The 26,960-nt window shown below is 61.7% G+C and carries 21 protein-coding genes; 12 read left to right on the top strand and 9 right to left on the bottom strand.

Features of this window, described 5'->3' with window-relative positions; genetic code table 11:
• Positions 1–81: 81 nt before the first annotated feature.
• From pcaR to pcaC, 11 genes are all read left to right on the top strand, one after another.
• Positions 82–924 (top strand): pca regulon transcriptional regulator PcaR, encoded by an 843-nt coding sequence (pcaR, locus tag BM403_RS17635; RefSeq protein WP_012722667.1) that lies wholly within the window; start codon positions 82–84, stop codon positions 922–924.
• Positions 925–1,069: 145 nt separating this feature from the next.
• Entirely contained in the window at positions 1,070–2,410 is a 1,341-nt protein-coding gene (locus tag BM403_RS17630; protein ID WP_012722668.1) for a 4-hydroxybenzoate transporter PcaK, read from the top strand.
• Positions 2,411–2,674: 264 nt separating this feature from the next.
• The gene (locus BM403_RS17625) at positions 2,675–3,532 is read left to right on the top strand and encodes a CoA transferase subunit A (RefSeq protein WP_010212331.1); all 858 of its coding nucleotides are present in this window, start codon (positions 2,675–2,677) and stop codon (positions 3,530–3,532) included.
• Complete coding sequence (locus BM403_RS17620) at positions 3,529–4,311, top strand: CoA-transferase subunit beta (protein ID WP_012722669.1); 783 nt, start codon at positions 3,529–3,531, stop codon at positions 4,309–4,311. The genes BM403_RS17625 and BM403_RS17620 overlap by 4 nt, the downstream gene beginning before the upstream one ends.
• Complete coding sequence (gene pcaF / locus BM403_RS17615) at positions 4,308–5,510, top strand: 3-oxoadipyl-CoA thiolase (protein ID WP_173390398.1); 1,203 nt, start codon at positions 4,308–4,310, stop codon at positions 5,508–5,510. Before BM403_RS17620 ends, pcaF begins: the two co-directional genes overlap by 4 nt.
• A 17-nt stretch (positions 5,511–5,527) precedes the next feature.
• Positions 5,528–6,232: a protocatechuate 3,4-dioxygenase subunit beta gene (gene pcaH, locus BM403_RS17610; RefSeq protein WP_012722671.1), complete on the top strand. Its 705-nt coding sequence runs from the start codon at positions 5,528–5,530 to the stop codon at positions 6,230–6,232.
• A gap of 1 nt (position 6,233) precedes the next feature.
• Positions 6,234–6,800 (top strand): protocatechuate 3,4-dioxygenase subunit alpha, encoded by a 567-nt coding sequence (gene pcaG / locus BM403_RS17605; RefSeq protein ID WP_012722672.1) that lies wholly within the window; start codon positions 6,234–6,236, stop codon positions 6,798–6,800.
• 176 nt (positions 6,801–6,976) lie between these two features.
• Positions 6,977–8,272 carry an MFS family transporter gene (locus tag BM403_RS17600; RefSeq protein WP_012722673.1) on the top strand — a complete coding sequence of 432 codons (1,296 nt, stop codon included), beginning with the start codon at positions 6,977–6,979 and terminating at the stop codon, positions 8,270–8,272.
• A gap of 10 nt (positions 8,273–8,282) precedes the next feature.
• Positions 8,283–9,647: a 3-carboxy-cis,cis-muconate cycloisomerase gene (locus BM403_RS17595; RefSeq protein ID WP_093544002.1), complete on the top strand. Its 1,365-nt coding sequence runs from the start codon at positions 8,283–8,285 to the stop codon at positions 9,645–9,647.
• A 10-nt stretch (positions 9,648–9,657) separates the two neighbouring features.
• Positions 9,658–10,449 carry a 3-oxoadipate enol-lactonase gene (pcaD, locus tag BM403_RS17590; protein WP_093544000.1) on the top strand — a complete coding sequence of 264 codons (792 nt, stop codon included), beginning with the start codon at positions 9,658–9,660 and terminating at the stop codon, positions 10,447–10,449.
• A 55-nt stretch (positions 10,450–10,504) separates the two neighbouring features.
• On the top strand, positions 10,505–10,903 hold the full coding sequence (gene pcaC, locus BM403_RS17585) for a 4-carboxymuconolactone decarboxylase (protein WP_012722676.1): 399 nt from the start codon (positions 10,505–10,507) through the stop codon (positions 10,901–10,903).
• 39 nt (positions 10,904–10,942) lie between these two features.
• On the opposite strand, the gene BM403_RS17580 is transcribed toward pcaC, so the two are convergent.
• The 9 genes from BM403_RS17580 to BM403_RS17540 all read right to left on the bottom strand — a co-directional run bounded on the left by BM403_RS17580 (position 10,943) and on the right by BM403_RS17540 (position 26,017).
• Positions 10,943–11,827, bottom strand: a complete 885-nt coding sequence (locus BM403_RS17580; protein ID WP_093543998.1) for a polysaccharide deacetylase family protein — start codon at positions 11,825–11,827, stop codon at positions 10,943–10,945.
• Positions 11,828–11,986: 159 nt separating this feature from the next.
• Positions 11,987–13,363 carry a M91 family zinc metallopeptidase gene (locus tag BM403_RS17575; protein ID WP_256577182.1) on the bottom strand — a complete coding sequence of 459 codons (1,377 nt, stop codon included), beginning with the start codon at positions 13,361–13,363 and terminating at the stop codon, positions 11,987–11,989.
• 383 nt (positions 13,364–13,746) lie between these two features.
• Positions 13,747–15,285, bottom strand: coding sequence for a M91 family zinc metallopeptidase (locus BM403_RS17570; protein WP_093543994.1), 1,539 nt, complete (start codon positions 15,283–15,285; stop codon positions 13,747–13,749).
• A gap of 91 nt (positions 15,286–15,376) precedes the next feature.
• The gene (locus BM403_RS17565) at positions 15,377–16,627 is read right to left on the bottom strand and encodes an OprD family porin (protein ID WP_046034486.1); all 1,251 of its coding nucleotides are present in this window, start codon (positions 16,625–16,627) and stop codon (positions 15,377–15,379) included.
• Positions 16,628–16,781: 154 nt separating this feature from the next.
• Positions 16,782–18,392: a J domain-containing protein gene (locus BM403_RS17560; protein ID WP_093543992.1), complete on the bottom strand. Its 1,611-nt coding sequence runs from the start codon at positions 18,390–18,392 to the stop codon at positions 16,782–16,784.
• Positions 18,393–18,403: 11 nt separating this feature from the next.
• Positions 18,404–20,101 (bottom strand): molecular chaperone HscC, encoded by a 1,698-nt coding sequence (locus tag BM403_RS17555; RefSeq protein WP_064055010.1) that lies wholly within the window; start codon positions 20,099–20,101, stop codon positions 18,404–18,406.
• A 151-nt stretch (positions 20,102–20,252) separates the two neighbouring features.
• On the bottom strand, positions 20,253–21,710 hold the full coding sequence (gene adeC, locus BM403_RS17550; protein ID WP_012722683.1) for an AdeC/AdeK/OprM family multidrug efflux complex outer membrane factor: 1,458 nt from the start codon (positions 21,708–21,710) through the stop codon (positions 20,253–20,255).
• Positions 21,707–24,868, bottom strand: a complete 3,162-nt coding sequence (locus BM403_RS17545; RefSeq protein WP_012722684.1) for an efflux RND transporter permease subunit — start codon at positions 24,866–24,868, stop codon at positions 21,707–21,709. The genes adeC and BM403_RS17545 overlap by 4 nt, the downstream gene beginning before the upstream one ends.
• 3 nt (positions 24,869–24,871) lie before the next feature.
• Positions 24,872–26,017 carry an efflux RND transporter periplasmic adaptor subunit gene (locus BM403_RS17540; RefSeq protein WP_012722685.1) on the bottom strand — a complete coding sequence of 382 codons (1,146 nt, stop codon included), beginning with the start codon at positions 26,015–26,017 and terminating at the stop codon, positions 24,872–24,874.
• Between the two features lie 286 nt (positions 26,018–26,303).
• Here BM403_RS17540 and BM403_RS17535 point away from each other — a divergent pair, with 286 nt between their 5' ends.
• The gene (locus tag BM403_RS17535) at positions 26,304–26,936 is read left to right on the top strand and encodes a TetR family transcriptional regulator (protein ID WP_012722686.1); all 633 of its coding nucleotides are present in this window, start codon (positions 26,304–26,306) and stop codon (positions 26,934–26,936) included.
• Positions 26,937–26,960 lie beyond the last annotated feature (24 nt).

Here is a 26,960-nt window from a genome sequence, read left to right as displayed (position 1 = left end):
GTCTTGTGCAGGCCGGCTGACGCGGCTTGTAATAGCCATCTAACCTCCCCAGCGGTCGACAATAAGAGAAAGGATCCCGACATGAACGATCAATTGCGCAACTCTTTCGCGTCAGCGGCGCCGCCGATCGTTGCCTCTCCGGCCAAGCGTATCCAAGCGTTTACCGGTGATCCGGACTTCATGACCTCCCTGGCCCGTGGCCTGGCCGTGGTGCAGGCGTTCCAGGAACGCAAGCGCCACCTCACCATCGCCCAGATCAGCCACCGAACGGAAATCCCCCGCGCCGCCGTGCGCCGTTGCCTGCACACCTTGATCAAGCTCGGTTACGCCACCACCGACGGGCGGACCTATTCGCTATTGCCCAAAGTCCTGACCCTGGGCCATGCCTACCTGTCGTCCACACCGCTGGCGGTGTCGGCCCAGCCCTACCTGGATCGCATGAGCGAGCAGCTCCACGAAGCCTGCAACATGGCGACACTCGAAGGTGACGACATCCTCTATATCGCCCGTTCGGCCACCACCCAGCGCCTGATTTCCGTGGACCTGTCGGTGGGAGGGCGGCTGCCGGCCTATTGCACCTCCATGGGCCGCATTTTGCTCGCGGCGTTGGACGATGCCTCGCTGCAGGACTACCTCGACCACGCCGACCTGCAAACCAAGACCAGCCGTACCCTCACGACGCCTGAGGCGCTGTTCGAATGCCTGCAACAAGTGCGTCAACAGGGCTGGTGCATCGTCGACCAGGAACTGGAGCAGGGCCTGCGCTCCATTGCGGTGCCGGTCTACGACGCGTCGGGCCAGGTGTTGGCCGCGCTGAACGTCAGCACCCATGCCGGGCGTGTCAGCCGCAGTGAGCTGGAACAGCGCTTCCTGCCGAGCATGCTCAGTGCCAGTCGCGAGTTGAGTGCGCAGCTGTTTGCCTAAGCTGTTCGGTGACCGCACAGAACCCGGGTTGATGAATTGACGGTGTTTCCCCGGGCTTATTAATGTGCGGCAGCGCTCGAAGGGGCGCCGAATAATAACGACGGCCCCAGGTCGTCAGCCCGCCATCGGTGTGGAAATAAAAATAATGAATCAGCCCTCTGTCGGTACTCCGTTGGACGTCCAGTCCTTCATCAATACCCAGCCTCTGTCACGTTATCAGTGGCGCGTGGTGATCCTGTGTTTCCTGATTGTTTTCCTCGATGGCCTCGACACCGCCGCCATGGGCTTTATCGCGCCTGCATTGTCCCAGGACTGGGGCATCGACCGCGCCAGCCTCGGCCCGGTGATGAGCGCCGCATTGATCGGCATGGTGTTCGGCGCACTGGGCTCCGGCCCGCTGGCGGATCGTTTCGGGCGCAAAGTGGTGCTGGTGGGGGCGGTGCTGGTGTTTGGCGCGTTCAGCCTGGCGTCGGCCTACAGCAGTAACGTCGATCAGTTGCTGGTGCTGCGCTTTCTCACCGGGCTGGGCCTGGGCGCCGGCATGCCGAATGCTACGACCCTGCTGTCCGAATACACCCCGGAACGTCACAAGTCGTTGCTGGTGACCAGCATGTTCTGCGGCTTCAACCTGGGCATGGCCGGCGGCGGGTTCATCTCGGCCAAGCTGATCCCGGCGTTCGGCTGGCACAGCCTGCTGCTGATCGGCGGCGTCCTGCCATTGATCCTGGCGTTGGTGTTGCTGGTGTGGCTGCCCGAATCGGCGCGTTACCTGGTGGTGCGCAATCGGGGGACCGACAAGGTGCGCAAAACCCTGTCACCCATCGAGCCCTCCATCGTCGCCCAGGCCACCCATTTCAGCGTGCCCGAGCAGAAGACCGTCAAGGCCCGTAACGTATTCGCGGTGATCTTTTCCGGTACCTACAGTGCCGGCACCTTGCTGTTGTGGCTGACCTACTTCATGGGCCTGGTGATCGTTTACCTGCTCACCAGCTGGCTGCCGACCCTGATGCGCGACAGCGGCGCCAGCATGGAGCAGGCGGCATTTATCGGTGCATTGTTCCAGTTCGGTGGTGTGTTGAGTGCAGTGGGTGTGGGGTGGGCGATGGACCGATTCAACCCGCACAAGGTGATCGGCACGTTCTACCTGTTGGCCGGGGTGTTTGCCTATGCGGTGGGGCAGAGCCTGGGCAATATCACCTTGCTTGCCACCCTGGTGCTGATCGCCGGCATGTGTGTCAACGGTGCGCAATCGGCGATGCCGTCCCTGGCCGCACGCTTCTACCCGACCCAAGGCCGCGCCACCGGCGTGTCGTGGATGCTCGGCATCGGTCGCTTCGGCGCGATCCTGGGGGCATGGATGGGCGCGACCTTGCTGGGACTGGGCTGGAACTTCGAGCAGGTGCTGACGGCGTTGGTGATTCCCGCCGCGTTGGCCACGGCCGCTGTCGTGATCAAAGGCATGGTCAGCCACGCTGACGCTACCTGACGGTGGCCGCTTCGCTTGTGGGCGCTGGCTTGCCTGCGATGCAGACGACTCGGTATGCCAGTGACACTGCGGCGATGCCATCGCAGGCAAGCCAGCTCCCACATTGACCGCGTTCCTCCAGATTATTAGCTAAGCAACAATTCGTTCGATAATCGAACGCTGAGTCGATTATCGGATTGTTTGGCCCGTTTCCCCGGCTTAATCTTCAAGCACTTCGGCGCCACCTCAGCGCCTTTTTCGATCCACACCGGGAGCCCGAACCCCATGGCTGAAATCCTCGCGCTGCGTGACGCGGTGAAGCAATTTGTGAACGACGGCGATACCGTCGCTCTGGAAGGCTTTACCCATCTGATCCCTACGGCAGCGGGTCATGAAATCATTCGTCAGGGCAAGAAAGACCTGACGCTGGTGCGTATGACGCCTGACCTGATCTACGACCAGTTGATCGGTGCCGGCTGCGCCCGCAAGCTGATTTTCTCCTGGGGCGGCAACCCGGGTGTGGGCTCCCTGCATCGCCTGCGCGACGCGGTCGAGAAGCAATGGCCGCAACCGTTGGAAATTGAAGAGCACAGCCATGCCGACCTGGCCAATGCCTACGTCGCGGGTGCCTCGGGCCTGCCGTTCGCGGTACTGCGCGCCTACGCCGGTTCCGACCTGCCCAAGGTCAACCCGCTGATCAAGACCGTGACCTGCCCGTTCACCGGTGAAGTGCTGGCGGCGGTGCCGTCGGTGCGTCCGGACGTCACCGTGATCCACGCACAAAAGGCCGACCGCAAAGGCAACGTGTTGCTCTGGGGCATCCTTGGCGTACAGAAGGAGGCGGCCCTGGCGGCCAAGCGCTGCATCGTCACCGTCGAAGAAATCGTCGATGACCTCAATGCACCGATGAACAGCTGCGTGCTGCCGACCTGGGCCCTGACTGCGGTGTGCCACGTACCGGGAGGCGCGCATCCGTCCTACGCCCACGGCTATAACGAACGCGACAATCGCTTCTACCAGGCGTGGGACCCGATCGCCCGCGACCGTGGGACCTTTACCGCGTGGATCAATGAATACATCCACGGCACTGCCGACTTCACCGAATTCCAGGCCAAACTGGCCACCGCGCAGGAGGCCAAGTGATGGCTTACTCGACCAATGAAATGATGACCGTCGCCGCCGCGCGCCGCCTCAAGAACGGCTCCGTCTGCTTCGTCGGCATCGGCCTGCCGTCCAAGGCGGCGAACCTGGCGCGCCTGACCTCGTCGCCAGATGTGGTACTGATCTATGAGTCCGGCCCGATTGGCGCCAAGCCCTCGGTGCTGCCGCTGTCCATCGGCGATGGCGAGCTGGCGGAAACCGCGGACACCGTAGTGCCCACTGGTGAGATCTTTCGCTACTGGCTGCAAGGTGGACGCATTGACGTCGGCTTTCTCGGCGCGGCCCAGGTCGATCGTTTCGGCAACATCAACACCACAGTGGTCGGTGACTATCACCAACCCAAAGTGCGCCTGCCGGGTGCTGGCGGTGCGCCGGAGATCGCCGGTTCGGCCAAGAGCGTGCTGATCATCCTCAAGCAGTCGTCGCGTTCGTTTGTCGACAAACTGGACTTCATCACCTCGGTCGGCCACGGCGAAGGCGGCGACTCGCGTAAACGCCTGGGCCTGCCGGGCGCCGGGCCTGTAGGGATTATTACCGATCTGTGCATCATGGAGCCGGAAGCGGGCACCCATGAGTTCGTGGTCACCGCGCTGCACCCTGGCGTCACCCGTGAGCAAGTGGTGGCTGCCACCGGTTGGGCCATTCGTTTTGCCGATCAGGTCGACACCACCGCCGAACCGACGGATGTTGAACTGACTGCGCTGCGTGACCTTGAAGCACGCACCGCGGCCGCCCATGGCCAAGCACCGGGAGAAGCCTGATGCGCGATGTCTTTATCTGTGATGCCATTCGTACCCCCATCGGCCGTTTCGGGGGGGGGCTGTCCAGCGTGCGTGCCGATGACTTGGCCGCGCTGCCGATCAAGGCGCTGATCGAACGCAACCCGTCGGTGGACTGGAATGCGGTCGATGAAGTGTTCCTCGGCTGCGCCAACCAGGCCGGTGAAGACAACCGCAACGTGGCGCGCATGGCGCTGTTGCTGGCGGGCTTGCCGGACAGCGTTCCGGGCGTGACCCTCAACCGCTTGTGCGCCTCGGGCATGGACGCGATCGGCACGGCTTTCCGGGCGATTGCCAGCGGCGAAATGGAACTGGCGATTGCCGGTGGCGTCGAGTCGATGTCCCGTGCGCCCTTCGTCATGGGCAAGGCCGATGCGGCGTTCTCGCGCAACATGAAGCTGGAAGACACCACCATCGGCTGGCGTTTTATCAACCCCTTGATGAAAGAGCAGTACGGCGTGGATGCGATGCCGCAGACCGCTGACAATGTCGCCGACGATTACAAGGTGTCCCGCGCCGACCAGGACGCCTTTGCCCTGCGCAGCCAGCAACGCACCGCTGCGGCCCAGGCCGCCGGCTTTTTCGCCGAAGAAATCGTACCGGTGCGGGTCGCCCATAAAAAAGGCGAAACCGTGGTGGAGCACGATGAGCACCCACGGGACACCACCCTGGAAGCCTTGGCCAAACTCAAACCGGTCAATGGCCCGGACAAGACCGTCACCGCCGGCAACGCTTCGGGTGTGAATGACGGTGCGGCAGCGCTGATCCTGGCCTCCGCCGAGGCCGTCAAGAAACACGGGCTGACCGCACGCGCCCGCGTATTGGGCATGGCCAGCGCCGGTGTTGCACCGCGTGTGATGGGCATCGGTCCGGTGCCCGCGGTGCGCAAACTGGTGGAGCGTCTGGGCCTGGCGGTCACTGATTTTGACGTCATCGAACTGAACGAAGCCTTCGCCAGCCAAGGCTTGGCGGTGCTGCGCGAACTGGGTATCGCCGACGACGCTCCCCAGGTCAACCCGAACGGCGGCGCCATCGCCCTCGGCCACCCGCTGGGCATGAGCGGCGCGCGGCTGGTGCTGACGGCCCTGCATCAACTTGAGAAAACCGGCGGCCGTAAAGGCCTGGCGACCATGTGCGTGGGGGTAGGCCAAGGCCTGGCCCTGGCGATTGAACGCATCTAATAAGAGAGGATTGCTCCATGAGTGACAAGCCCGGATACCGGCGCCCGCAAGCGGGCACTCAACCGGATTACCTGCACCCGGCCTACCAGTCGACGAACCTGCGTTCGCCGTCCAAACCGTTGGTGTTCCTGCCCCATTCCTTGTCGGAAATCACCGGCCCGACCATCGGCGCCGAACGTGTCGACCCGAAGGACAACGACCTCACCGCCCAGCATGAAGGCGAGCCCCAGGGCGAGCGCATCATCATTCATGGCCGTGTGCTCGATGAAAACGGCCTGCCGGTGCCTGGCATCCTCGTGGAAATCTGGCAGGCCAACGCCGCCGGCCGCTACAACCACAAGCGCGACCTGCACGACGCGCCGCTGGACCCGAACTTCACCGGCACCGGCCGCACCGTCACCGACGCCGAGGGCTGGTACCAGTTCCAGACCATCAAGCCCGGCGCCTACCCGTGGGGCAACCACCACAATGCGTGGCGCCCGGCGCATATCCACTTTTCGCTGTTCGGCCCGAGCGTGCTGACGCGGTTGGTGACGCAGATGTACTTCCCCGGCGACCCGCTGCTGGAATACGACCCGATCTACAACTGCGTACCCGATACCCGCGCCAAGGAACGCTTGATCGCCCGTTTCGACCTGGAAAAAACCATTCCTTCCTATGCGCTCGGCTACCGCTGGGACATCGTCCTGCGCGGCCGCGACGCCACGCCGATGGAGAAATGAGATGACACTCAACGCGACCACGTCCCACACCGTCGGGCCGTATTACCACATCGGCCTGACTTGGCTGAACCGTGAAGACCTGACCGTCGCCGCCACCCTCGGCGAGCGCGTGGCGATCAGCGGGCAAGTGGTGGATGGCAACGGCGATGTCGTCAACGACGCCATGCTCGAAGTCTGGCAGGCCAACGCCGCCGGCAAGTACGACCATCCGGAAGACGACCAGGACAAAGCGCTGGACCCCAATTTCGAAGGTTTCGGACGGGTGCCGGTGGACGCTGAAGGGCGGTTTCGCTTTACCACCATCAAGCCGGGTGCCGTGCCGGGCCTGAAGGGCACCACCCAGGCGCCGCACTTGGTGGTGCTGGTGTTCGCCCGTGGGTTGGTGAAGCACCTGCTGACGCGGATTTATTTCGAGGGTGAGGCCTTGAATGGCGATGACCCGTTGCTGGCGTGTGTGCCTGCAGAGCGGCGGGGTACTTTGATTGCCAAGACTGATGCGGACGGTGTGCATCAGTGGAATGTGATTTTGCAAGGGACAGACAAGGAGACGGTGTTCTTCGATTACTGAGTCGTTTGTCAGGGCCCCATCGGGGGCAAGCCCCCTCCCACATTTGATAGGCGGTGTGGGAGGGGCTTGCCCCCGATGGGGCCGGTTCAGGCACTACCTACCCAAAAGTCTGCTTGCGGAACGAGGTTATTGCAAAGTATGTCTAGGCTATAACCGTTCCCACTGAGTGAAAACACATGACAACAACGACCAGTCACTACACCGGAGAAGAACGCAGCAAACGGATTTTTGCAATTGTCGGGGCTTCTTCCGGCAACCTCGTCGAATGGTTCGACTTCTACGTCTACGCCTTCTGCGCCATTTACTTTGCCCCGGCGTTCTTCCCGTCGGATGACCCTACGGTGCAACTGCTCAATACCGCCGGTGTGTTCGCCGCCGGATTCCTGATGCGCCCCATCGGCGGCTGGCTGTTTGGCCGTGTGGCCGACAAGCACGGGCGAAAGAACTCGATGATGATCTCGGTGCTGATGATGTGCGCCGGTTCCCTGGTCATCGCCTTCCTGCCCACCTACAAAGACATTGGCGCCTGGGCCCCGGCATTGCTGCTGGTGGCGCGGTTGTTCCAGGGTTTGTCGGTAGGGGGCGAATACGGCACCACCGCGACCTACATGAGCGAAGTCGCGCTCAAGGGCCAGCGTGGTTTCTTCGCGTCGTTCCAGTACGTGACGCTGATCGGCGGGCAACTGCTGGCGGTGCTGGTGGTGGTGATCCTGCAACAGATCCTCACCGAAGAAGAATTGCGCGCCTGGGGCTGGCGGATCCCGTTCGTGATCGGCGCGATTGCGGCGGTGATCTCCCTGCTGCTGCGTCGCACCTTGAAGGAAACCACCAGCAAGGAAATGCGCCAAGACAAGGATGCCGGCAGCATTGCCGCGCTGTTCCGCAACCATAAGGCCGCGTTCATCACCGTGCTCGGCTACACCGCCGGCGGCTCGCTGATTTTCTACACCTTCACCACTTACATGCAGAAGTACCTGGTGAACACCGCCGGGATGCACGCCAAGACCGCCAGCTACATCATGACCGGTGCGCTGTTTGTGTACATGTGCATGCAGCCGTTGTTCGGCATGCTCTCGGACAAGATCGGCCGCCGTAACTCGATGCTCTGGTTCGGCGCTCTCGGCACCCTGTGTACCGTACCGATCCTGCTGACCCTGAAAACTGTGACCAGCCCGTTCCTGGCCTTTGTGTTGATCTCCCTGGCCCTGGCCATCGTGAGTTTCTACACCTCGATCAGCGGCCTGGTGAAAGCGGAAATGTTCCCGCCTCATGTACGCGCCCTGGGCGTGGGCCTGGCGTACGCGGTGGCCAACGCGATCTTCGGCGGTTCGGCGGAATACGTGGCCTTGGGCCTCAAGTCCATGGGTATGGAAAACACCTTTTATTGGTACGTCACCGGCATGATGGCGGTGGCCTTCCTGTTCAGCTTGCGTCTGCCGAAACAGGCGGAGTACTTGCACCACGATCTGTAAGGGATGAGCTATGACACTGCGCACGAGCAATCAATTGTTCGACGCTTACTTCACGGCAGGCAGCATGGCCGAGGTGTTCTGCGACCAGGGCCGCTTGCAGGGCATGCTGGATTTTGAAGCCGGGTTGGCCCGGGCCCAGGCCCAGGTCGGGTTGATTCCCCAGGCCGCCGTCGCACCGATTGCCCAGGCGTGCCTGGCCTCGTTGTATGACGTGGATGCCCTCGGCGTGGCGATTGCCACGGCGGGCAATTCGGCGATTCCACTGGTGAAGGCGCTGGGCAAGTTGATTGCCAGTGAAGATGCCGGGGCCGAACGCTATGTGCACCTGGGCGCCACCAGCCAGGATGTGATGGACACCGGCCTGGTACTGCAACTGCGGCGAGCGGTGGCGCTGATCGACGCGGACCTGGCGCAGCTGGGCGACATTCTTGCCGCCCAGGCCCAGCGTTATGCGGGTGTGCCGTTGGCTGGGCGTACCTGGCTGCAACATGCGACGCCGGTCACCCTGGGGATGAAAATCGCCGGATGGCTGGGGGCGGTAACCCGCAGTCGCCAGCGTCTGGCAGAGCTGAAACCGCGCCTGCTGGTGCTGCAATTCGGCGGTGCCTCCGGCACCCTGGCAGCGCTGGGCGAGCAGGCCATGCCGGTGGCTGAAGCGCTGGCAGCGGAGTTGCAACTGAACCTGCCCGAGCAACCCTGGCACACCCAGCGCGATCGCCTGGTGGAGTTCGCCAGCGTGCTTGGTTTGATCGCGGGCAGCCTGGGCAAGTTGGGGCGCGATATCAGCCTGTTGATGCAGACCGAAGCGGCAGAGGTCTTCGAACCTTCGGCGCCGGGCAAGGGCGGCTCGTCCACCATGCCGCACAAACGTAACCCGGTGGGCGCGGCGGTGCTGATCAGCACCGCCACCCGTGTGCCGGGCCTGGTATCGACGATGTTCAGTGCCATGCCCCAGGAGCACGAACGCAGCCTGGGCCTGTGGCATGCCGAATGGGAAACCCTGCCGGAGATTTGCCGCTTGGTGTCCGGTGCGTTGCAACAGGCCTTGCTGGTGAGCGAAGGCTTGGAAGTCGACCCGCAACGCATGGCGCAAAACCTCGACCTGACCCAAGGGCTGGTGCTGGCCGAAGCCGTCAGCATCGTGCTCGCTCAACGGCTGGGGCGCGAAACGGCGCACCATCTGCTGGAGCAATGTTGCAAACGCGCCGTCGCCGATGGGCGCCATCTGCGCGCGGTGCTGGCAGATGAACCGCAGGTCACCGCCGAGCTGTCGGCGGCCGAACTGGACCGCCTGCTCGACCCGGCCCACTACTTGGGACAGGCGCACACCTGGGTGACCCGCGCTGTGACCGAACATTTTGCATTGACCGCCTAAGGAGGCCGCTGTGGCATTTGTACAACTCGCCGAGGGCGAACTGCATTACCAATTGGATGGGCCCGTGGATGCGCCAGTGCTGGTGCTGTCCAACTCGTTGGGCACCGACTTGCATATGTGGGACATCCAGATCCCGGCCTTCATCAAGCATTTTCGTGTGTTGCGTTTTGACACCCGTGGCCATGGCAAATCCCTGGTCACGGCGGGGCCCTACAGCATCGAGCAACTGGGGCACGATGTGCTCGCGCTGCTGGATGCGCTGGCTATTCAGCGCGCGCATTTCTGCGGCCTTTCCATGGGCGGCCTGATCGGCCAATGGCTGGGCATCAACGCCGGCGAGCGTCTGCAGCGCCTGGTGGTGTGCAACACCGCCGCCAAGATCGGTACGCCGGAGGTGTGGAACCTGCGCATCGAAACGGTGCTGCGTGATGGCGCGGCGGCGATGGTCGCGCTGCGCGATGCATCGATTGCACGCTGGTTCACCGCCGATTTCGCGGCGGCCAACCCGCACCAGGCCAAGCAGATTACCGACATGCTCGCGGCGACGTCGCCCGAAGGTTATGCCGCCAATTGCGCAGCGGTGCGCGATGCGGATTACCGTGATCAATTGGCCCGGATCAAAGTACCGACCCTGGTGGTCGCCGGCACCGAAGATGCGGTCACCCCGCCTGCAGGCAGCCACTTTATCCAGAACCATGTGCAGGGCGCCGAATACGCCGAGTTTTATGCGGCGCACCTGTCGAATGTGCAGGTCGGCGCGGCGTTCAGTGACCGTGTGCTGGCATTTTTGCTGGCGCACTAAACCTGTGGCGAGGGCGCTCACCACCAGTAATCGATTTGAATACGGAGAGTTTTTTTTGGACGAAAAACAACGTTATGCCGAAGGCCTGCAGGTGCGCCGCGAAGTGCTGGGCGACGCCCATGTCGACCGCAGCCTCAACGCCCTGACCGAGTTCAACAGCGAGTTCCAGGAAATGATTACCCGCCACGCCTGGGGTGATATCTGGACCCGCCCTGGCCTGCCGCGGCACACCCGCAGCCTGATCACCATCGCCATGCTGATCGGCATGAACCGCAGCGAAGAACTCAAGCTGCACCTGCGCGCTGCCGCGAGCAACGGCGTGACCCGCGCCGAGATCAAGGAAGTGTTGATGCAAAGCGCGATCTACTGCGGGATTCCGGCGGCGAATGCCACGTTCCACCTGGCGGAGTCGGTGTGGGATGAGCTGGGCGTCGAGTCGCGCCAACCAGACTGAATTGAAGTGCAGTCAACCTGTGGGAGAGGGCTCCAGACGTCAGTGAGAATCGGCGTCCCACACCCAATTCCACACACCCGGCAGATGCACAGGCTCGCTGACATCCTTTACCGTCCTCGCCAGCGCCGCGCGCTGAAGCTGGGCAGTGTCGGTATAGAACGGTTCAACGGCGGTTTTCATGCCGTTGATCCGCGCGCTGTCCAGCAGGATCTGCAAATATTCCTGCATATGCCTGGCGGTGTAGCGGTTGATGTCGTGGAAGGTCACCACCACAGGTATCACCCCGTCCACCGTGGGCAACTCCCCCAGGGCGATGCGCTCGCGCACCACCGAGAGTTGCCGGTACACGTTGGCCCGGCGGCGGGGGCTGCCGTTGAAGCCCCAGATCTTGCCGTCATTGGCGCTCAAGTCCGTCAGTAACACCTGCATGCCATGACGCTGATAAGCGGCGAAGGTACGGCGGTCGTAATTCCAGAACGGCGGTCGGACCAGTACGGGCGGTGAGCCCGTGATCGCGGCAATGTCGGCGGCGCCCTGGGTGAGGGTGCGTTCCAGCTCAGCGTTGCTCAGCCAGCGGTGGTTGGTATGAAACGCGGTGGCGGTGTGGAAAGCCAGGATGTGGCCGGCCGCATACTCGCGCTGCATGGTCTTGTGGCCCCGTGAACTGCCGCCGGAGCGTGAGGCTTCGGTCTGCAAAAAGAACACCGCCTTGATCCCCGGCAGCACGGGGTTTTGCGCCAGGTCAGCCACAACTGAGCGGCTCGGGTTGTTATAGCCCGAGGCGCTGGGACCGTCGTCGAAGGTCAGCAGGAAACGGATCGGCGCCTGGTTTTGCAGGCGTTGTGCGGTCTGCGGGGTAAGGGCGATGGGCGCGCTTATGCAACCGCTGAGCAGAATCGACAGAATGACAATCAGGTATTTCATGGCGGCCTGGGTAAAAAGGTGGTCATCCGTGTCGCTAAGTTCCCTGTGCCGGGTAAAGGGCGCGTGCACGATACAGCATGATTGCGCTTGTCATCATCGGTAAATCCCGCCGTTGGTCTTAAGGCGGGGCGGGCCGCTGCGTGAGCCCGCTTTCAGGTGTCAGTAGCGTTGTCGCAATGGCGTGCCCATTTCGTGGTTAAGCGAGTTCTCAGTAAACGGCGCGGGGTTGGTCGAGGTGGGGGGCGTGGAGGGGTCGTTATCGAAGTCGAACGGCGGCGCATTGGTTGCCAGGCCCACGGCTTGCTGTTCCGAGTTGGGTGGGCCGGGAAGCTCAGGATGCGCTGCGGTCGGATCGCTCAGGCCTGGCAGGAATGTGCCATTGGCGCCGTTCCAGGCGTGCGCCATCTCATGGTAAAGGAGCAACAGCGGCAAGAGCAGGTCGCCGCCCTCGTAGATATGAGCTGGGTTGTAGGAAATCGTGGCTCTATTCGCGCGCGCGCCGGCTACCCCGTCCTTGATGAAACCGTACATTGGGGCATTTGGCTCATAGGTAAGCTGATGAGCGTCTTTCAATGTTTGCAGATCAGTGTTCCAGTAATCGTAATAATCGTTGCTCTCTGCGAATGGCACTATGTATACGGGGGCACCATTTTGCACCGCGGCCTTATCCAAAGCTTCGAGCATTTTTTGCCCTTGGGGCGATGCGCGAAGCAGCGCCAGGTCGTCTTCGACTCGCTGAATGAAATCGGGTGCCCCGGCGATAACGAAGGCGAGTCGTCCCGCGTCGGAAGGCTTCACGTAGGTGACAGTTGAACCTTGGGTGCCGATCAGACGATCCGTCTCTTGTGCATAGATACGTGCCTGAGTGGTGTTGGTCACGACTGTGTCGCGTCCCTCACCGGTGTAGAAGGTGGTGTGGGTGTAGCCAACCAACGTGTCGTCACCCTGGCCGCCATTGAGTACCGAATACCCATCGCCCGCGTAGAGCTTGTCGTCGCCCGTACCGCCATCGAGGTGGCTGTGTTTACTGTTCGGTCCGTGGCTTGCGTACAGGCGATCGTTGCCATTGTTGCCGTACATGACCGCGTGGCCAGGGCCTCCAATTATCGTGTCGTCGCCCTCATTGCCTTCTGCATAGCCTATGCCGCTGCCAAGGCGGATATGGTCATTGCCGCGCCCGCCATAGATGCTGGTGTTGCCGCCACCTGCCTGGATAACGTCATCGCCGTCTTCGGCTTCGATCTCCACGGGCACGGTGACAGTGGGGTCAATGGTAATACGGTCGTCACCCGCCCCGGTTTTGATGTGGAGAAAGGTCGGAACGTTTGAATGGCCGTCACCGGTATTGAAGGTGTAGTCGCGACCGTTCACTTGCGCGTACAGCTGGCCGTCAGGGCGTTGGCTGATATGGATCTGGTCCGATTTTTCGCCGGTTTCGAGGTACAAAATATTAGCCAGCGTTTCTGGCCGTTCAGGGTTCTTGAGACCCTGGGTCAACAGCTGGCCGGCACGTAGGTTGCCGTCATCCACCAGCATTTTTCTTTGGGTTTGAGTACGGGGTGCGTCGGGGGGGTCAGAGGGGTGATTGCTGGTAGAAGGGTGGGGGGATGGTGGCATAGAGTGGTTTTGAGGTGGGTTTATTGCGCTCACGGACGGTCACCTTTCTGTCAGATTATGTGATCTTTGTCGCCAGCATTTACCGCGCAGGCGCACCTATCCTTCTGTCGAGCGAGCACAGGTAAATGTTCCTATTCCAATTGAGGCCAGTTGCTACAAAAGCAGCCGCGATCAATCAGGGCGTGGTTGTACGTGGGCAGCCCAGTCCGCCGGCGCGGGCGCTGCGGTCTTCCTTGCCGCAGAAAAAACCGAGGTTGGCGTCCAGGGTCCAGTCGCCGATGGGCTGACAAACGCCATCGGGTTCATCCTGCGTATTGTTTGCGCAGCGGCCTACCCATTTCTTTATTCAACGCGTTTTCGGTGAAGGCCTTGGGGTTGCTCGCGGTCGGTGGGGTGGCCGGGTCATTGTCGAAATCAAACGGTTGCGCGGTAGTGGGCAGCCCCACCGCTTGGCGTTCACTGTTGTGGATGTCGTGGGGCTGGCCTTCAACGTCTTCCTGCGTGGTGCCTGTGAAGGTTGTGCCATTGCCGGCGTTATAGGCGTGGACCATTTCGTGGTAGAGCCCGACGATGGGCAGCTGAGTCACGCCTGCCAATACGTTCAGGTGTGACCGGTTGTAGTGAATCTGAGCGCGGTCCGCACGAGACCCCGGCACACCGTTGATCATGAATCCCCATTTTGGATCCTCGTCGGACACGGGCGCGCGTTCGTCCTGCAGCAACGCCTTGAGTTCCTGGCTGCCATAGACGTAGCTGGACTCCGTGTCGCTCGGGTCTTCCACGATTGTCACCGGGGCGCCATTGCGCAGCGCAACGGCCTCCATCTCGGCGAGCATCTGCTGGCCTTGGGGGGAGGTGCGAAGTAACGCCAAGTCGTCTTCGACGCGTTGGATGAAGTCGGCAGACCCGTTGATCACAACACCCAGGATCGGGCCGTCATGGGCAGATACAGCGGTCAACACCGATCCATTGAGGTGCTTGATCGTGTCGCTGGCTTTAGCGTAGATCGCGTCGCCTGGGCGATTGGCGATGACGGTATCGGCGCCGATGCCGGTGTAGAAGGTCGTCTGGTCGTGGCCGATCAACCGATCATTTCCGGTGCCACCCTGCAAGACGGTATGGCCGTTGCCGGCGTAGAGCTGGTCGTTGCCATTGCCACCGTCCATATAGCTCTTTTTGTGGCGGGGGCCCGCACCGGCATAGAGGCGGTCATTGCCATTATTGCCATAGACCACGTTATCGCCGGGGCCGCCCATGATGATGTCGTCACCGTCGTTGCCTTCGGCGTATCCTATGCCGCTGCCCAGGCGCACGACATCGTTACCGTTGCCGCCGAACACGCGGGTATAGCCGCCACCGGCCCTGACCCAGTCATCGCCGTCACCGGTTTCAATCGTGATGGGCTGCATGACGTTGGCGTCAATGCTCACGTTGTCATTGCCGCCGTGGGTTTTCAGGTGGAACTTCAACGCTTGGCCTTCTTTATCGTGGCTGGCGAAGTGGTACAACTGGTCGTTGACCCGAATATTCAACTGACCGTAGTGAGTTTGGCTGATGTGGACCTGGTCCGCCTGATCGCCGGTTTCAAGCACCAGGCGTTGGTTGAGGGGGGAGGGATAACCGTGTTCCCATAACGATTGCCCACTGGCTTTCACATTGCCGTCATTCAGAAACACATGTTGATGGGCCTGGATCGGCGGGACCGTGTGGAATTTTAGATGGGGTGGTTTGGCGAGCCCGTAGTGACGGTCGTCAAAGGTCGCTACGGGGGCTTGCGATACGCGCACGTTGCCGTGCGCAAGGGGCGAGGGAGAGCGGGTAAGGCCGTTCGAAACGTCCATGGGTGATCCTACGTTGAGAGACCGGTGTTATTCATGCCCATGGACAGTGGCCGCCCGCGCCAAAACGTTCCCTCCAAGCTGTCAGTCGGCTTTACAACAGACTGACCGGGTAACTGACGATCAACCGGTTCTCATCGAACTCGTTGTTGCTGTAGTCGCGACGCATGCTGGAATTGCGCCAGCGCACGGTCAGGTTTTTCAGGCTGCCGCTTTGCACGGTATAGCCCAGTTCGCTTTCGCGGCCCCATTCCTTACCGTCAGTGATTGAACCTGTGTGCACGTTGCTGCCGCTGATATAGCGGTTCATCAAGGTCAGGCCAGGCACGCCAAGGGCGACGAAGTTGTAGTCGTGGCGCACTTGCCAGGATTTCTCCTGGGCGTTGTCGTAGCTGGCGTTGTAGCTGTCGTTGGCCAGGGTGCCGCCGCTGGTGCCGTTGACGCGCATCCAGGCACTGCTGCCGGTGAGTTTTTGCAGGCCGACGTAGAAGGTGTTACCGCCGTATTTGGCCGAGAACAGGCCGGACCAGGTCTTGTTGTCCAGGTCGCCGGCGCGGGCGCTGCCGTCTTCCTTGCCGTAGAAAAAGCCGAGGTTGGCGCCCAGGGTCCAGTCGCCGATGGGCTGGCTGTGGATCAAGTTGACGAACTGTTGGCTGTAGATGTCCTTGAGTTGCGCGTTCCATAGGCCGATCTGGGTGCGCTTGTCGTTGAACGCGTATTCGCCGCCTTGGAAGTTGAAACGGTCGGAGGTGAAGGCGGTTTTACCGACCATCGACATGTCCGTCATGCTGCTGTCGTCACGCGGGCTGTTGGCGCGGAACTGGCCCCCGTAGAGGGTCAGGCCGTCTATTTCCTTGGACGTTATCTGGCCGCCGCGCAGGGTTTGCGGCAGGGAGCGGCCATCGTCCGAACGCAGGATCGGCAGCACCGGCATCCATTCGCCAACCTTCACTTCGGTCTTGGAAATACGCGCCTTGAACGCTACGCCCAGACGCCCGAACTCATCGGCGGGGCGGCCGTCACGGTCCAGCGGCAACAGTTGGGTACCCCCGGTGCCGCGCCCGCCATCCAGCTTCAACGCGTACAGACCGAGCACATCCACACCGAAACCCACGGTGCCTTGGGTAAAGCCGGACTTGGCATCGAGGATAAAACTCTGCGTCCACTCCTGCGCGCCGCCCTGGGTTTTGGTGGGGTTGGTGAAGTTGCGGTTGAAGAAGAAGTTACGCAGGTTGAGGTTGGCGCTGGCGTCTTCGAGAAAGCCGTGTTCTTCGGCGACGACGGGCAGGGCAAGACTGGCGACAGCGGTGGCCAGCAGCAGCCGGCGCGGGTGGAAAGTACTCATGGCGTAAGAACCTGTTGTTATTGGGTTTATGCAGGTGGCGGCCATGGTGCGGGGCGGTGCGGGGGCGATGAAAGTGGGGCGGGGCGGGTTGTGGGCGATGATCGAACGAAAGTTGCCGGGCCGGACTCATGAGGTTCGGCCCGGTTTTCGGGGCTCAGTGCAGGGTGTTCAAACTGGTCCACGGGATGGCGGGCAGAAATTTCTGGCAGGCGAGGGTTGCGGCCACCATTGCCATCAAGAACACCACTTGCAGCGGGCTCCAATAAGCCCAGTGCAACCCTTTGATCCACGGAATCCTGGCATTGAAGTTTTCGTTGACCTTGCCGATTCGCCGCGAGTGGAACAGGCTGATCAGGATCATGCCCAGGTAGGTCAGCATGCCCATGACCCCGAGAATGTAGCCAAACACCAGTAGCATCACCAATTGGGGAATACCATGGCGTAGCACGAGTCTGAACTGGCGGACGCTGAGCCGCTTGGGCAACAGGCGTTCGCTGAGCCACAGGTCCTGGACGATCAGGCGTGAGGTGAAGTCGGCCCATAATTGGGCGCCGCGCAAGGCGCAGAGCGCGGGAATGACCGACAGCAGGATAAACAAAAAGAATTTGGCCGGCAGTGAGGTGTCGAGGACTTGATGAAAGGCCAGGCCGTTGGCCAGGGCTAATCCGGCCCAGACTCTGATCCAGCTATCAAGGGTCACCCCACGCGGCAGGAATTTTCGCCAGAAGAAAACGTGCGAATCCGGCAGTCGTTCCAGCAAGTCCGGGTAGCGCCAGGTCAGCACTTCAGACAGGTGTCGAGTGGCATTCCACGCATTCTCATCAAAGCCTGCGACCAAGCGGTATTGTTCCTTCACGCTCATCGGCGTAAGCAACAGGCGCGCCGCCAACGCATCGGCAGAGGTGCGGCGGGTGTCGTTTGCCGTGTCTTGCAGGTTGACGAAGAAACTTTCCTGCTCACAGCGCGACACCAATTCGCGCCACATCCAAGCCGGCTCCGGGTACACACCTTTCTGGTCGTCCCAGCTGAACGCCTGGCACACGCGTTCGAACAGCGGCACGCTCCACTGTGTGTCATGCAGCAGCTGCAGGAGGATGCGTTGCCACTGCTGTTGCAGGTCGAACACACGCAGCCAGGGCTGGTTGTTGTACTGCGTCAGTTGGGTGATGAACTCGCGCTCGGCCTTTTGCTCCAGCAGTTCCTGCAAGGTGCGGCGGTAGTCCTGCAGCAGTTCGCCGCTCAGCGCGTCGTGCTGCCACGGCGTCATGGCGACCTGTTGCCAGGGCGTCAGCCATTCCAGATGGTTCGCTGCCCAACGGGCGATGGCGCTGCGTTCGCCTGGCGCTTCGAAACAATGGCGCAACAGGCCGGTCTGGAACGCATCGGCACAATTTTGTTGCCGGGCCTGGGCCCAGCGTTCATCGAGGTTGTGCGCGTTAAGGCCGTCGAGCAACGCCTGGGCCGGGTCCGGTGCAGGCGTCTGGAAAGGCGCAGGGCTGACGGGGCTGATGTTCATCAGCTCGGCCAGGTCATTCAGGTTGCCGTAGGTTGCTTCGACCACGGGCGCCTGGACGCTCTCTTGCTCTTCTTCACAGTCCGCCCGCCAGCGTGCGTAGGCCAGCGCTTGTTCATAGGCTTCGCGCAGTCGCTGGAAGCCGGCCGCATCGTCATCCGGGCGGCAGTTTTTCAACAGCCGCGCATAGGTGCGCTTGATGGTGCGCTCGTCAGCGTCTTCCGGCAGTTGCAGTACGGTCCAACACTCCATGTCGTATTCCCTCAGCGCCAGAACCCGTTGTCGAGCTGCTCAAGTTGTCGGGTCAGTTCGCTGCGAGCTTCGCGGATGCGGCGTTCGTCCTGGGTGTCGAGCACTTGCTGGAACTGCGCGGCCCAGTGCCCGAGCTGCTCGCGCAGTTCGCCGAGATTTTCCTGGTAGAGGCGTTCGAGGCGCGCCGTCAGCACGGTGTTGACCTGCTGGTCGCGCGGGTGAACCTTCAACTGCGCCAGCGCTTGCAGGCGTTGCTGGATCTCGTCGGGGCTGAGCACGCCGGGGTTGTTCTCGATCACCAGCGAGTGCTGCTCGCCGGTCAGCGGGATATTCACCTGGGCTTCCAGCAGACCGTTGTTGTCGTAGGTGAAGCGCACGTCCAACGACACTTCACCGGCCTTGCGCTTGGGCACTGGGATGTCCAGTTGGCCCAGCTCGATGTTGTCTTTGACCAGGCGACTTTCGCCCTGGTAGATCTTCAGCAGGACGCGGGTCTGGTCGTCGTACAGGGTGACCACGCTTTTGACCCGGCTCACCGGCACGCTGCTGTTGCGTTCGATCAGCGGCAGGTAGTGGCCGCTTTCGATATGGCCACCGTACTGGTTCGAGGTTTCGATGCCGAGGGTATAGGGGCAGACGTCGGTCAGCACCACTTCTTCCAGTGCCGCGGAGCGCGCCTTGAGTGCCGCTTGGATCGCGGCGCCGTGGGCGACCACTTGGTCCGGGTCGAGGCTGATGGACGGGAAGCGGCCGAACAGGCCGGCGGCGAGCTTGCGCACCAACGGCATGCGCGTGGTGCCGCCCACCAGCAGGATTTCATCCAAGTCGCTGACACGAATACGCGCATCCCGCAGGGCCCGCTCAATCGGCGCACGCAGGCGCTCCAGCAGCGGCGTGTAGAGCTTGGCCAGCTCCTGCTGGGTGATGGTTTTTACCCACTGCTGGCCGTCGACACGCAGGGCGAACTCGGCGCTGTCATCCTGGCCAAGGGCTTTGCGCACGCGTTCGGCTTCGCGGCGCAGGGCTTGCAGCACGCTGCTGGTGGGCGGGAAACCTTGGGCATTGCGTTGGCTGTCGACGAAGTGTTCCAGCAACAGGGTGTCGAAGTCTTCGCCGCCGAGGAAGTTGTCACCGGCGCTGGCGCGCACTTCCATCACGCCGTCGAACAGCTCGATGATCGACACGTCGAAGGTGCCGCCGCCGAGGTCGAAGACCAGGAACGAGGTTTCTTTATCGCGCTGATGCAGGCCGTAGGCGAGGGCGGCAGCGGTGGGTTCGTTGATCAGTTTTTCAACGTTGAGCCCCGCCAGTTCACCGGCAATGCGTGTGGCTTTGCGTTGGCCGTCGCTGAAATAGGCGGGCACGCTGATCACGGCGTCGGTGACGGTGTGGCCGTAGGTGCGCTCGATGTCTTCCTTGAGGCTTTTGAGCACCAGCGCGGAGAGTTCTTCCGGGCGAAACGAGCGATCGCCCAGGCGCACTTCGGTGGCACTGCCCATGTAGCGCTTGAACAGCGAAGTGGTCAGGTGCGGGTGGGTGTGCAAGCGCTCTTTGGCTGCCTGGCCTACCAGGACACGGCCTTGATCATCCAGCCCGACCACGCTGGGGGTCAGCAACTGGCCAAGGGCATTGGGCACTAATTCGGCGGCATCACCGCGCCAGACGGCCGCGAGACTGTTGGTGGTCCCCAGGTCGATTCCTACAATCATTACGACAAGCTCCCTCTGTGGTCTGTAAGAATCTGTAACCAATTTTATCCTGAAAGCTTGGGCGGAAAGCAAGGCAACCTGCGTTCGCGCCAAAAACGGGCGTAAAAAAACCGCTTCCGGTGAGGGAAGCGGTTTTTTGTTTACGCCAGCATCAGAACAACTTCAGTGCCGGTGCTTCTTCTTTCAATGGCTCGTTCTTCGCGGTCTGCTCGTTCCAGCCACCGCCGAGGGCCTTGTACAGGTTGACCTCGCTGGTCAGCTGCGCCAGGCGGTCAGTGATCAGCGATTGCTGGGCACTGAACAGTTGGCGCTGGGCATCGAGGAACGTCAAGTTGCTGTCGACGCCGATGCGGTAGCGACGCTCGGCCAGGCGGTAGTAATCCTGGTTGGCCGCGACGAAGCCACGCTGGGCCTCCAGCTGCTGCTTGTAGGTTTCACGCGAGGCGAGGCCGTCGGAGACTTCCTGGAAGCCGGTCTGGATCGCCTTCTCGTAGTTCGCCACGTTGATCTCTTTCTGGATCTTCGAGTAGTCCAGGCTGGCGCGCAGGCTGCCGGCGTTGAAGATCGGGATGTTGATCTGCGGGGCGAACGACCAGGTGCCCGAGCCGCCTTTGAACAAGCCGCCGAGGTCCGGGCTCAGGGTGCCGGCGTTGGCCGTCAAACTGATGCTCGGGAAGAACGCGGCACGGGCCGCGCCGATATTGGCGTTGGCGGCCTTGAGGTTGTACTCGGCCTGCAGGATGTCGGGACGACGTTGCAGCAAGTCCGACGGCAACCCGGCCGGTACTTCGCTGAGCAGGTCATCCGACAGCGGCTTGCTGGCGATATTCGCCGGCAGGCCGGTGCCCAGCAGCAGGGTCAGGCTGTTTTCGTCCTGGGCGACCTGGCGGGTATACCGGGCAAGCTGCACGCGGGCGTTTTCCACCGAGGTACGCGCCTGGCTCAGATCGAGGGCCGAGGCCACGCCGACTTCGTTGCTGCGCGAGGTGAGCTTGAAGCTCTGCTCGAACGCGCCCAGGGTGTCCTGGGTCAGCTTGAGCAGTTCCTTGTCGGCTTGCCAAGTCAGGTAGGCGTTGGCCACGCTGGCCACCAGGCTGATCTGGGTGCTGCGGCGTGCTTCTTCAGTGGCGAAGTACTTCTGCAGCGCTTCTTCACTCAGGCTGCGCACACGGCCGAACAGGTCCAGCTCATAGGAGCTGATCCCGAGGGTGGCCGAATACTGGCTGGTGATGTTCGCTTCGCCGGTCTGCGAGGCACGTGCCGGCACACGCTGGCGGCTGCCGCTGCCATTGGCCGACACGGCCGGGAACAGGTCGGCACGCTGGATGCGGTACTGCGCGGCATACGCGTCGATGTTCAGGGCCGCGACGCGCAGGTCACGGTTGTTCACCAGTGCGGTCTGGATCAGCTGTTGCAGGGCAGGGTCATGGAAAAACTGCTTCCAGCCCTGCTCGGCAGCGGCCTGGCTCGGCGCCTGGGCCGACGAATACGCCGGCCCCTGCGGGAACTGTGCCGCTACCGGCGCCTCAGGGCGCTGGTAGTCAGGTATCAGCGAGCAGCCACTGAGCACGAATGCCGTGACGGCTAGGGAAAGTAGCGACTTGCTCATTGGCCAGCCTCTTTAGGAGTTTGCTTGGTTTCTTTCGGTTTACGGTCGCCGATGGCGGACACGGTTGCGAAGAACAACGGTACCCAGAAGATCGCCAACACAGTGGCCGTGATCATACCGCCAATTACGCCAGTACCGATTGCGTGCTGGCTGCCTGAACCGGCGCCCGAGGAGATCGCCAGCGGCAGTACGCCGAGGATGAACGCCATCGACGTCATGATGATCGGCCGCAGACGCATGCGGGACGCCTCGATGGCCGCCTCGACGATGCCTTTGCCTTGTTCGTGGAGTTCTTTGGCGAATTCCACGATCAGGATGGCGTTCTTCGCCGCCAGGCCCACCGTCACCAATAGGCCCACCTGGAAGAACACGTCGTTGGACAACCCACGCATGCTGGTCGCGATCAACGCGCCCACGACACCCAGTGGCACGACCAGTACGACCGCAATCGGGATCGACCAGCTTTCGTACAGCGCCGCAAGGCACAGGAACACCACCAGCAGCGACAAGGCGTACAACGCAGGTGCCTGGGAGCCGGACAAACGTTCTTCGTACGACAGGCCGGTCCACGCATAACCAATGCCCGCAGGCAGTTGCTTGGCGATACGTTCGACTTCGGCCATGGCGTCACCGGTACTGTAGCCCGGTGCCGGAGTGCCGAGGATTTCCATCGCCGCTACCCCGTTGTAGCGCGAGAGTTTCGGCGAACCGAAGATCCACTTGCCCGACGCGATGGCCGACAACGGCACCATCTTCCCGGAGTCGCTGCGCACGTACCATTTGTTCAGGTCTTCAGGCGACATGCGGCTGGCGGCTTCACCTTGCACGTACACCTTCTTCACTCGACCACGGTCGATGAAGTCGTTGACGTAGCTGCCACCCAGGGCAATTGCCAGGGTCTGGTTGATGTTCGACAGCGTGATGCCTTGGGCGCTGGCCTTCTCGTCGTCGACGGTAAGCTCGTATTGCGGCTCATCGTTTACGCCGTTGGGGCGCACACCGGCCAGGATCTTGCTCTGGGCCGCCATGCCCAGGAACTGGTTACGGGCCGCCATCAACTTCTCATGGCCGACACCGCCCTGGTCTTGCAGGAACACATCGAAACCGGTGGCGTTGCCCAGTTCCAGTACAGACGGTGGAACGATGGCAAATACCATGGCGTCCTGGAATGTCTGCATGAAGTAGCCCTGGGCGCGCTTGGCGATTTCAAATACCGAGGTGGACGCATCGCGTTCATCCCACGGCTTGAGCATCACGAAGGCCAGGCCCGAACTTTGGCCACGACCGGCGAAGTTGAAGCCGTTGACGGTAAACACCGATTTCACGCCTTTGCCTTCGCCCGGCTCGCCTTCCTTGTCATTGAGCAGGTAGCTACGCATGTCATCGATGACTTTCTGCGTACGTTCAGCCGAAGAGCCTACAGGCGTCTGCACCTGGGCAAAGATCACGCCCTGGTCTTCATCGGGCAGGAACGCGGCAGGAATGCGCATGAACAGCCAGATCATGCCGGCGAAGATCAGCGCGTACACCAGGAACGCCGGGATCTTGTGCTTGATCATGTTGCCCACGCCGCGCTCGTAGCTCAGTACGCCACGGTCGAAGGTGCGGTTGAACCAGCCGAAGAACCCACGCTTGGGTTGGCCGTGTTTTTCCGGGTCGATCGGCTTGAGCATGGTGGCGCACAAGGCCGGGGTGAAGATCAGCGCAACCAGTACCGACAACGCCATGGCCGAAACGATGGTGATGGAGAACTGTTTGTAGATCACACCGGTAGAGCCGCCGAAGAATGCCATGGGCAGCAGTACCGCCGACAGCACCAGGGCAATACCCACCAGGGCGCCCTGGATCTGGCCCATGGACTTGACCGTCGCCTCCTTGGGCGACAGGTGTTCCTCGGCCATGACCCGCTCGACGTTTTCCACCACGACGATGGCATCGTCCACCAGCAAGCCGATGGCCAGGATCATGCCGAACATGGTCAAGGTGTTGATGGTGAAACCGAACGCCGCCAGGATCCCGAAGGTACCCAGCAATACCACCGGTACGGTCATGGTGGTGATGATGGTGGCGCGGAAGTTCTGCAGGAACAGGAACATCACCAGGAACACCAGCACGATCGCTTCGACCAGGGTGTGCACTACACCTGAGATCGATTCGGTCACAACAGGCGTGGTGTCATACGGCACCACCGCCTTCATGCCTGGCGGGAAGAACGGCTCCAGGGACGCCACGGTGGCACGGATGGCCTTGGCGGTGTCCAGGGCGTTGGCGCCGGAAGCCAGTTTGATCGCCATACCGGAAGCCGGGTTTCCGTTGAACTGCGCGCTGATGCTGTAGTTCTGGCCGCCCAGTTCGATACGGGCGATGTCATGCAGGCGAACCTGGGAACCGTCGGCATTGACCTTCATCAGGATGTTGCCGAATTGCTCGGCCGTCTGCAGACGGGTCTTGCCGATGATGGTTGCGTTCAGCTGGTTGCCGGGCAGGGCAGGCAGGCCGCCCAATTGACCGGTGGCGACCTGGACGTTCTGCGCGGAGATGGCGGTGCTGACGTCGACCGGGGTCAGCTGAAAGTTGTTCAGCTTGGCCGGATCCAGCCAGATACGCATGGCGTACTGCGAGCCGAAGACCTGGAAGTCACCCACACCCGCGGTCCGCGAGATCGGGTCCTGGATGTTGGACACGATGTAGTTGGACAGATCGTCCTTGGTCATGCTGCCGTCTTCCGACACCAGACCAATCACCATCAGGAAGTTCTTCACCGACTTGGTGACGCGGATACCCTGCTGCTGCACTTCTTGCGGCAACAGCGGCGTCGCCAGGTTCAGCTTGTTCTGCACCTGAACCTGGGCGATGTCCGGGTTGGTACCCTGGTTGAACGTCGCGGTGATGGTCATGCTGCCGTCGGAGTTACTGTCCGAGGCGACATAACGCAGGTTGTCGATACCGTTGAGTTGTTGCTCGATCACCTGCACCACGGTGTCCTGCACGGTTTGTGCGGACGCGCCTGGGTAGGTCACCTGGATATCGATGGCGGTTGGCGCGATGGCCGGGTACTGGTTGATGGGCAACTTCAAGATCGACAGTGCCCCGACCAGCATGATCACCAGGGCAATTACCCAGGCGAAAATGGGACGGTCGATAAAAAATTTCGACATGGATTACTCCCCTTTGCCAGCAGCGGCAGCAGGAGCGGCAGTACCGGCAGGCTTGGCGTTGTCAGCCTCCTTGACCTTGACCTCGGCGCCCGGCTTGACGTACTGCAAGCCTTCGGTGATCACACGGTCACCGGCGTTCAAGCCTTTTTCCACCAGCCAGTAGGCGCCGGCGGTACGGTTGGCCACCAGTTCACGCTGCTCGACCTTGTTGTCGGCATTGACGATCAGCGCCGTCGGGGTGCCCTTGAGGTCGCGGGTTACGCCCTGCTGTGGCGCCAGGATGGCCTTGCTGTTCACGCCGGCTTGCAGCTGGGCGTGCACGAACATGCCCGGCAGCAGGGTGTGGTCAGGGTTGGGGAACACTGCGCGCAGGGTCACGGAACCGGTGGTCTGGTCGACCGACACTTCGGAGAACTCCAGCTTGCCGTCCTGGCCGTAGTCGCTGCCGTCTTCCAGGGTCAGCTTGACCTTGGCGGCATTGGCGCCGGCTTTTTCCAGTTGGCCGCTTTCCAAGTCGCGGCGCAGCTTCAGCATTTCAGCGGAAGACTGCGTGACGTCGACGTAGATCGGGTCCAGTTGTTGGATGACGGCCATGGAGTCGGCCTGGCCGTTGCTGACCAGCGCGCCCTCGGTCACCGAAGAACGGCCGATACGCCCGGAGATCGGCGCGAACACTTTGGTGTAGCGCACGTTGATCTGGGCGGTTTGAACGTTTGCTTCCGCGGTCATGCGGTTGGCGACGGCGGTGTCGTATTCCTGGCGGCTGACGGCTTGCTCATCGACCAACTGCTTGTAGCGGTCGGAGATGGACTTGGTCTGCGTCAGGCTGGCCTGTGCGCTTTTCAGGGTGGCTTCATACACCGACGGGTCGATCTGGTAGAGCTGTTGCCCTTCCTTCACGTCCGCGCCTTCCTTGAACAGACGCTTGAGAATGATGCCGTTGACCTGCGGGCGAACTTCCGCGATGCGATAGGCCGTGGTGCGGCCTGGCAATTCGGAGGTCAGGGTAAAGGCTTGCGGTTGAATAGTGACCACGCCGACCTGAGGGGTTTGAGCGGGCGGAGCCGCTTCTTCCTTTTTACATCCGCTGAGCAGCGATGCCAGGGCGACGGCAGTGACCAGAGCGGTAACAGCTGGCTTAAGTTGCATGAAGATCCTCGGGTCAGGCGCGCAGGGTGCGCACAAGAAGTGTGGAAGGGTAAAAAACAAGCTGTGAGTGGATAAGTAGCTTGCTACGCAATATACTTACGTTCATGGTTGTTTGTAAACTCTTGACAGGCTTCGCGAAGTGTTGACAAAGCAACGCCCGAAGCCTCGATTCCATTACGTTCGGCACCCATGACGGTGTCGTCCCACAAATATTCGGATGATCGTTTACGTCTATTAACGTTGCGTTAACGATAGCCCCCAGTGTCCTGATTGAGGTTTTACTGCCATGGTTCGTCGCACCAAAGAGGAAGCTCAGGAAACGCGTAGCCAAATTCTCGACGCCGCCGAGCAAGCCTTCTATGAACGCGGCGTTGCGCGCACCACGCTGGCGGACATTGCCGCGCTGGCCGGTGTGACGCGGGGCGCCATCTATTGGCATTTCAGCAATAAATCCGATCTGTTGCAGGCGTTGCTCGATACCTTGCATGAGCCGCTGGACGAACTGGCCCGCGCCAGTGAAAGCGAGGATGAACTCGACCCGCTGGGCTGCATGCGCAAGCTGTTGATTCATCTGTTCCATCAAGTGGCCCTGGACCCGAAAACCCGGCGCATCAATGAGATCTTGTTTCATAAGTGCGAATTCACCGATGAAATGTGCGACATGCGCCGCCAACGCCAAACCCACAGCCTGGAATGCAACCTGCGCATCGGCCTGACATTGCGTAACGCGGTCCATCGCGGGCAACTTCCGGAAAACCTCGATACCACCCGTGGCGCGGTGTGCATTCACGCCTACATCAATGGGCTGATCGGCCAGTGGCTGCTGGTCCCCGACAGCTTCCAGTTACATCAGGAGGCAGAACGCTGGGTGGATGCAGGGCTGGACATGCTGCGCTGGAGCCCCAGCCTGCGCAATTGAGACAAAATGCGTAATTGCATCAGG

Origin of the sequence: Pseudomonas sp. OV546, assembly GCF_900116845.1 — a bacterium.
GTDB classification, from domain to species: Bacteria; Pseudomonadota; Gammaproteobacteria; order Pseudomonadales; family Pseudomonadaceae; genus Aquipseudomonas; species Aquipseudomonas petroselini.
Note: the sequence above shows the minus strand (reverse complement) of the source record. Positions and strands in the feature narration are given on the sequence as shown.